Origin of the sequence: Mycobacterium sp. UM_WGJ, from assembly GCF_000455125.1 — a bacterium.
GTDB lineage: Bacteria > Actinomycetota > Actinomycetes > Mycobacteriales > Mycobacteriaceae > Mycobacterium.
The window spans coordinates 1-8,312 of sequence record NZ_AUWR01000069.1 but is presented as its reverse complement, the minus strand read 5'-3'; the positions used below and the strand labels follow the sequence as shown (position 1 = coordinate 8,312).

The 8,312-nt window shown below is 75.3% G+C and carries 1 protein-coding gene; it reads right to left on the bottom strand.

From position 1 onward, the window contains the following. Positions 1-274: 274 nt before the first annotated feature. Positions 275-8,242, bottom strand: coding sequence for a PE family protein (locus N416_RS23615; RefSeq protein WP_231384349.1), 7,968 nt, complete (start codon positions 8,240-8,242; stop codon positions 275-277). Between the last annotated feature and the right edge of the window lie 70 nt (positions 8,243-8,312).

The following is an 8,312-nucleotide window of genomic DNA, read 5'->3' as shown; positions in this document are numbered from 1 at the left end:
CCAGTCCAACTCATCGGCATGCGCCACCGGCGCCGCAGCCAACGGCGACATCCCGAACGTCAAAAACGCGCCAACCGCACTCCCGGCAGCGGCCACCCGGCCACCCCGGCTGCGGACACCGCCGGTGAAACCACGACGCCCTTTGCCGTGCTGCTTGTCAGTCATGCGGGACTCCCTATTCTGCGACGAACCCATGTCGGTGATGTTTTCTCGGATCAAGTTCTTGGTGTGTTCGGTACCGGACGCCCGGTGGGGACGAGATATGAGCGGGTCATCATCCGGTGGCTCCCGCAGTGCCGTTACCACCCGTGCCGCCCGTACCACCGGTGCGGTTGCCGGTGCCGCCCGGGGGGTTGCCGGCGGTGCCGGGGTTGCCCGGGGCGGCGACGTTGCCGCCACCGCTGGTGCCACCGGTGCCACCGGTACCGCCGGCCCCGCCGGTTCCGCCCGGGAACGCGGTGCTCGAGCCGGTGGCGTTGCCGGCGGTACCGCCGGTGCCGCCCTTACCGCCGGATCCACCGTTGCCGTTGGTGCCGGTGGTGCCGTTGGTGCCGGCCGTGCCGTTGCCGTTGTTCTGGGCGCCGGCGGCACCGCCTTGCCCGCCGGTACCGCCGTTACCGCCGGCGCCGCCGTTACCGCCGGCGCCGCCGTCGCCGCCGACGACCGATGCGGAGTTACCCGTCGCGCCGGTGCCACCCTTACCACCGGCGCCACCGTTGGAACCGTTGGCGCCGTTGCCGCCGTTGCCGCCGGAACCGGAGTTACCGGAGTTGCTACCGCTGGCGCCGCCCTGACCACCGGCACCGCCGGAGCCGCCGTGCTTACCGTCGCCGCCGGCGCCGCCGTCGGTGCCGGGCAGGCCGCTGTTGGTTGCGGGGCGGGTGCCGGTGCTACCGGCCGAGCCGTTCGACTGGCCGGCGCCACCGTTACCGCCGTTGCCGCCCTTGCCGCCGTTGCCGTCGAGCAAGGCGCTACCGCCGGCACCACCCGCGCCACCGGACTGGCCGTTGTTGCTGGCGTTGCCGGTCGCGCCGTTGGCGCCGTTACCGCCGTTACCGCCGTTGCCCGCCGCGCCGGCCGCACCGTTGGCGCCGCTGCCGGCCTGGACGGTGTTGTTGCCGTTCCAGCCGCCGGCGCCACCGTTACCCGCCGTGCCCGCGTTGCTGTTGCTGTTACCGCCGTCACCACCGGCGCCCGCGACGGTGCCGTTGCCCACGGTGAGCGTGGCGCCGTTACCGCCGTTACCGCCGCTGCCGGCGTTACCGGCGTTGCCGCCCCTGGCGCCGGCGCCGCCGACGCCGTTGGCGCCCGCGGTACCGCTGGTCGCGGTACCACCGACACCGCCGTTACCGCCCTTGCCGCCGGCGCCACCGTTACCGCCGTCGCCGTTGGCGTCGCCACCATTGCCACCGGCGGCACCGGTGCCCGCGGTGGCGTTGTTGCCATTGGCTCCGTTGGCCGCGTTACCACCGTTGCCGCCGGTACCGCCGGCACCACCGTTACCGGCCGCACCGCCGTTGCCGGAGGTCAGGCCGCCCTTGCCGCCGTCGCCACCGTTACCGCCGTGGCCACCGCTGACGCCGTGGCTGCCCTCACCGGTCACCTGCGTGCTGCCGTTGGTGCCCGCAGCGCCCGCGCCGCCGTTACCACCGACGCCACCGGTGCCGACCGCGCCGGCGCCACCGCCGGCACCGCCGTTACCACCGGACTGGGCGATACCGCTGCCGAGCATCTGGCCTGCGCCGCCGGCGCCGCCGTTTCCACCGTTGCCGGTGGCCACGTTGCCGGCCGCACCGAATGCACCGCCGGCCGCGATCTGGCCGTTGGCGCCGACGCCGCCCGCACCGCCGGCCGCACCGACACCGGCGAAGCCACCGCGTCCACCGTTACCGCCGTCTCCGGCGACGTTGTTCACGCCGCCGCCGGCACCGGCACCGCCGTTGCCGCCGCGGCCGGCCTGGCCACCGGCACCGCCGTCGCCGCCCTTGCCGCCGACGCCCGCCGCGCCCTGCGCTCCGTTGGTCGCGGTACCGCCAAGCGCACCGGCGCCACCCTGACCGCCGACGCCACCGTTACCGCTGGTTCCCGCGTCGCCGCCGTTGCCACCGTTGAGGCCGCTGCCCGCGGCCGCGTTCGCGCCGTCGGTGCCGTTGGCGACGCCACCGATACCACCGTTACCGCCGACGCCGCCGCGGCCACCTGCGCCACCGTTACCGAGCTGGCTACCGCCGGCGCCACCCGCGCCACCGTTGCCGCCGATACCGCCGGCGGCGCCGTTGGTGCCGTTACCGACACCGTCGATGACGCCGTTGGCGCCGGTCGCGCCGGCTCCACCGATACCACCGGCGCCACCGTTGCCGATGATGCCGGCCGCGCCACCGATACCGCCGTTACCGCCGTTCTGCGACACGCCGCTGCCCAGGATCTGGCCGGCGCCGCCGTTGCCGGCGTTACCGCCGTTGCCGCCGCCGCCCAGCGCACCGTCGCTGCCGCTGGCCGCCTGGCCGCCCACTCCGAAGCCGCCCGCGCCGCCGAGGCCGGCCACACCGAGCCGGTCGCCACCTGCGCCACCGTTACCGCCGTTGCCGGCCGCCGCATTGAGACCGCCGCCGCTACCGATACCACCGTTGCCGCCGTTGCCCGCGTTGCCGGCATTACCACCGTTGCCGCCCACGCCCGCGTTGCCGGCAACCGCGTTGCCGCCCTGACCGCCGGCGGCGCCACTAGCGGCATTGCCCGCCGCGCCACCGTTGCCACCGTTGCCGCCACCGGTACCGGCAGCGCCGTTACCACCGTTGCCGCCGTTACCGCCCGCGCCGCCGTTACCGCCCGCGCCGCCGTTACCGGACAGTGAGCCACCGGCACCGCCGTTGCCGCCGATACCGGCCACCGCACCGTTGCCGCCGTTGGTGCCGTTGCCGTCACCGCCGGTGATACCGACCGAGCCGTGGGCACCGTCGCCACCGTTACCGCCGTTACCACCGTTGCCGACGTTGCCACCGGCGCCGCCGTTACCGGCCTTGCCGCCGGCCTGTCCAGAGCCGAGGGCGCCGTTACCGCCGTTACCGCCGTTACCGCCGTTGCCGCCGTGCGTGGCCGCAGTGCCGTCGGCGCCGTCGGCCCGCTGAGTGCCGTCGGCGTTGAAGCCACCGGTACCGCCGTTGCCGGCCACGCCGATGTTTCCGCCGGCGCCACCGTTACCACCGGTACCGGCGATCGGGTTGACGCCACCACCGGCACCGTTACCGCCGCGGCCACCGTCGGCCCCGTTCCCGGCGTTACCGCCGCTACCACCGACGCTTCCCAGCCCGGCGAGGCCGGCCGTGCCGTTGGCCGCCGATCCGCCGGCGCCGCCGTTACCACCGTTACCGCCGTTACCACCGAAGCCGCCGTTACCGCCGGCCGCGCCGTTGCTGCCGACGCCGCCCGTGCCGGCCACCGCGTCCAGACCCGCCTTGCCGACCGCACCGTTGCCACCGTTGCCGCCGGTCCCGGCCACACCGGCGCCACCGCCGGCACCGCCGTTACCGGAGATCGAGCCGCCCTTGCCGCCCGCGCCGCCGTCACCGGCGTTACCGCCGGAGAGGCCGTTGCCACCGTGGACCACACCACCGGTGCTGCCGTTCGCGCCGTTGCCGCCGATGCTGCCGGAGCCGCCCGCGCCACCGGCGCCGCCGTTGCCGATGGTTCCGGCGTCACCGCCGGCACCGCCTGCGCCGCCCTCCTGCGGGATACCGCCGGCCAGCACCGATCCGTTGCCACCGCGACCACCGGCACCACCGTTGCCGCCGACGCCGACACCGCCGTTGCCGCCGTTCACCGCCTGCTGGCCGTCGCCGCTCAGGCCGCCCTTGCCGCCGAGGCCGAACTGGCCGCGGTCGCCGCCGTCGCCACCGTTGCCGCCGTTACCGGCCACCAGGTTGACGCCGCCGCCGGCGCCGTTGGCGCCGTTGCCGCCGTTACCGGAGTTGCCCGCGGCACCACCTTGACCACCGTTGCCGCCGACACCCGCCGCGGCGATGTTGCCCAAGGCGTCCGTGCCACCGAGCCCGCCGACGCCACCGTCGCCGCCGAGGCCACCGTTGCCGCCGCTGCCGCCGTCACCGCCGTCGGCACCCGACAGGCCGCTGCCGAACACCGCGTTGACCGCGTTGACACCGTCCGCGCCGTAGCCACCGCGGCCACCGGCACCACCGTTACCACCGGCGCCACCGACACCGGCGTCACCCGACTCGGTACCGCCGGCACCACCGTTGCCGCCGTTACCACCGAGGCCACCGACACCACCGTGGGTGCCGTCGCCGCCGTTGCCGAGTCCATCGACAACTCCGTCGGTACCGGCCTTGCCGGTGGATCCAACGCCACCGTTACCACCGGCACCACCGACACCGACTGCGCCGGCCGCGCCACCGTTGCCACCATCGCCACCTGCTTGCGGTGAACCGTCGCCGTGGACCAGTCCGACACCGCCGTTACCGCCGGCGCCACCGTTACCACCGGTCGCCGCGGCACCCGCCGCACCGTCGGCGGCCTGCTGCGTCGCGCTGGCGTTCCAGCCACCCTCACCTGCCGAGCCGCCCGCAACACCGCGAAGACCACCCTGGCCGCCGTCGCCGCCGTTCCCGGCCTTGACGCCGACGCCGCCGCCGGCGCCGCTGCCGCCGGCACCGCCGTTACCGGCGTTACCCGCGTCGCCGGCATTACCGCCGGCGCCGCCGAGGCCCTCGTCACCCACCAAACCATTGGCGGCGGTGCCACCGGCGCCACCGTTACCACCGGTACCGCCGTTACCGCCGTTACCGCCGTTACCGGCGTCGCCACCGTCGGTGCCATCGCCACCGCTACCGGCGACCGCGTTCACGCCAGCCGTGCCGTCCGCGCCGTTGCCACCGTTACCGCCGTGACCGGCCGCGCCACCGTTACCGCCGGCGCCACCGTTACCCGAAACCGAACCGCCGGTACCGCCGACACCACCCTGGCCGCCCAGGCCACCGTCGGCACCATTGGTGCCGTTGCCCGAACCGTCAGTGATGCCGTCCACGGTCGCGCCGGCGCCACCCTGGCCACCCGCACCGCCGTTGCCCACCAGGGCCGCAGCGCCACCGGCACCACCCGCACCGCCGCCCTGGCCGGTGTTGCTCGCACTGATCAGGCCGGCACCCGCGCCACCCTGACCGCCGGCACCACCGTCGCTGCCAGCGCCGGCATTGCCCGCCGCACCCTGGCCGCCGGCTTCGCTTCCACTGCCGCCGACGCCCGCAGCGCCCGCCGCACCACCGACAGAACCGGCGCCACCGTTACCACCGGCGCCGGCGTTGGTGGCACCACCGCCACCGAGACCTGTGCCACCGGCGCCCGCGATACCGGCGTCGCCACCGTTACCGGCGTCACCACCGACACCGCCCTCACCGTCGTTGGCCGAACCACCGGCACCACCGGTACCACCCTGGCCACCCGCACCGGCGTCGCCGCCGTTACCGCCCGCGGTGTCGGCCACCGTGGCGTCCGCACCGGCGCCACCGGCGCCACCGTTACCACCGTTACCGGCGTTACCGCCCGCGCCACCGTTGCCGGAGGTGGTACCGCCGGCGCCACCGGCGCCACCGTTACCACCCGTGCCGCCGACGAAGCCCGCCAGGCCGTTGCCGTTGATGTCCGTGAGCCCGGCGACCGTGGCGCCAAGACCACCGATACCGCCCGCGCCACCGTTACCGATCGTCGCCGCGTTACCACCAGCGCCGCCGACACCACCGGCCTGTCCGGTCAGGCCGTCGCTGGCCAGGCCGACACCGGCACCACCGGCACCACCGTTGGCGCCGTCACTGCCCAGGCCGGCCAGACCCGCCTCACCGCCGGCACCGTTGGTGAGGCTGCCGACGCCGCCGACGCCTGCCTTGCCGCCCGCGCCGCCGTCGGCGCCGTTACCGCCCGTGCCGCCGTTGCCGGCTGCGTCCTGGCCGTTGCCACCGAGGCCTGCCCCGCCGGCCGCGGCCTGACCCGCCGCGCCGCCGTTTCCGGCGTCGCCGCCCGCGCCGCCAGCACCCTCGGCCGCCGTACCACCGGCACCACCGGCACCACCGGCTCCACCGGCGCCCGCATCGCCACCGTTACCGCCGTTGGCACCGGCCACCGTGGCGTCGTCGGCCGCGCCACCGTTGCCACCGATACCGCCCTCGCCACCGGCGCCACCCAGACCACCGTCACCGGCGCCCGATCCGCCGGCCCCACCGGTGCCGCCCTTACCGCCGGCACCGGCGTTACCGCCAGCGGTCCCGTTGCCGCTGCCGTCAGTCGTTCCGTCGGTTCCATCCGCGCCACGGCCACCGGCGCCGCCCGCGCCGCCGTTACCGTCGACGGCCGCGTCGCCACCCTGACCGCCCGCGCCGCCGGCCTGACCGGTCACGCCATCACTGGCCAGACCGACACCGTCGCCACCGGCGCCACCAGCGCCACCGTTGCTGCCGGCACCGTCATAGCCGGTCGCGCCAGTGGCACCGCCGTCGGTTCCCGCGCCTGCCGAGCCGGCTACACCACCGAGTCCACCTGCACCACCCTGGCCACCAGCACCGGCTTCGTCGGCGCCGCCGCCGCCAAGGCCCTTGCCACCGGCCGCGGCCTGACCCGCGGCGCCACCGTTGCCCGCGGCGCCGCCGGCACCGCCGAGCCCGCCGTGGCCACTGGCACCGCCGGCGCCACCGTCGCCACCGATACCACCCGCACCCGCGTCACCACCGGTGTGTCCGGCAGCACCGGCCACGGTCGCGTCGGCTGCCGCGCCACCGTTACCACCGGTACCACCGGTACCACCGACGCCACCGGCGCCACCGGTACCCGAGTTCGAGCCGCTGGTACCACCGACGCCACCCGCGCCACCGGTACCACCGGTGCCACCCGCCGTGCCGTCACCGCTGAGGTCGGTCTCACCGTTGACACCGGTCGCGCCCTGGCCACCGGCGCCACCGGCGCCACCGTCGCCGTCCACGTCGGCGTTGCCGCCGTTACCGCCGACACCGCCGGCCTGCACCGTGCCGTCGCCGAGGACCTCGCCGTTGCCACCGACACCACCGACACCACCGTTGCCGGTGCTGCCGACAGCACCCACGGCACCCGCGGCCGCGTAGGTTGCGCCACCGCTGGAGCCACCGGCACCGCCGTTACCGCCCTGCCCGGCAACCGAGCTGGAGTTACCGCCATTGCCGCCGTTACCGGCTGCTGCGCCCAGGCCGCCGCCGGCGCCGGCACCACCGGTGCCACCCACACCCGCCGCGCCACCAACGCCGCCGTCGCCGCCGATACCGCCGACACCGTGGACACCGGCCAGGCCCTTCGCCGAGGTACCGCCGGCACCACCGGCACCACCGGCGCCACCGTCGCCACCGTTACCGGCCGTGCCGCTCGCGTCACCACCGTCACCACCGTTGTTGCCGCTACCCGCAGCAGCGTCAGCGCCATCGGCACCATTGGCCGCGCCGCCGCCGACGCCACCGGTACCGCCCGCGCCACCGGCGCCGCCGGCACCACCGTTACCGGCCGCCGAACCGCCAGCGCCACCAGCGCCACCGACACCACCAGCGCCACCAGTCAGGCCAGCCGTGCCATCACCGTTGATGTCGGTCTCACCGGCGATGCCCGCCGCGCCGGCGCCACCGTTACCGCCCGCACCACCATTGCCCAAGTTGCCGCCGTCACCACCGGCACCACCAGCGCCACCAGCCGCCCCAGCAATGAGGGCATCGAACCCGTCACCACCGGCACCACCGTTGCCGCCATTGGTCGCCGCGGCACCCGCGGTACCCGCGATTACACCCGCGCCACCAGCACCGGCCACACCGGCGTCGCCACCACGACCACCGGCGCCGCCATCAATGTTCGCGGCGTCGCCATCAGCACCGGCGCCACCGTTACCACCGATACCGGCGGCACCACCATTGCCACCGTTGCCGCCGACACCGGCGGCACCCGACGAACCGATCAGACCACCGGAACCACCAGCACCGGCCAGGCCACCAGCACCACCGGCACCGCCGTTGCCGCCGTTGCCGGCATCCGTACCGTCGGCACCGGCCAGGATCGCGTCCTCGCCGTCACCACCGACACCACCGGCACCACCGTTGGCGCCCTGACCACCGGAGCCACCCTTACCGCCGGAACCGATCAGCCACGAACCCCTACCACCGGCACCACCGTTACCACCGGCACCACCGGCGGCACCGTTACCGCCATCAAGGCCGGCAAGACCCATCGCACCAGCAGCACCCACAGCACCATCGCCACCGAGGCCACCATTGCCACCAACGCCATAGAACAGACCA

Coding starts and splice junctions, on each gene's coding strand:
- N416_RS23615 (WP_231384349.1), bottom strand. CDS start 8,242: ATGGGTCTTGCCGGCCTTGATGGCGGTAACGGTGCCGCCGGTGGTGCC.